Source organism: Mesorhizobium sp. M4B.F.Ca.ET.143.01.1.1, assembly GCF_004792275.1.
Taxonomy (GTDB): Bacteria; Pseudomonadota; Alphaproteobacteria; order Rhizobiales; family Rhizobiaceae; genus Mesorhizobium; species Mesorhizobium abyssinicae.
Genome location: NZ_SRSR01000345.1, coordinates 1 through 286, shown reverse-complemented (window position 1 = coordinate 286; position 286 = coordinate 1). Strand labels below are relative to the sequence as shown.

The following is a 286-nucleotide window of genomic DNA, read 5'->3' as shown; positions in this document are numbered from 1 at the left end:
GCTCGGTGTGTCGAGCTCCAACCTGTCGGGCCGCACCTTGTGCGACCTGGTGCTCGGCCACGACACCGAGTTGACCCGGCTGCCCTGGGTCAACCGTACGGTCAAGAAATGGGAGCCGGAACCGCTGCGCTGGCTCGGTGTGCACACCATGTACCAGCTCTATCGCATCGCCGACCGGCGTGAAGCAAACGGCCTGGGCCGGACCTCACGCCTTGCGGCCTTTGCCGATCGCCTGACCGGACACTGAAGATGTGCAGCGGGTTCCGTCTGGAACCACGCCAGATCG

Annotated in this window: 1 pseudogene; it reads left to right on the top strand. The window is 65.4% G+C overall.

Going from position 1 to position 286, the window contains the following annotated elements:
* A pseudogene (locus EN786_RS37285) lies at nucleotides 1–247 on the top strand (FAD-dependent oxidoreductase); the annotation flags it as partial.
* Nucleotides 248–286: the final 39 nt, after the last annotated feature.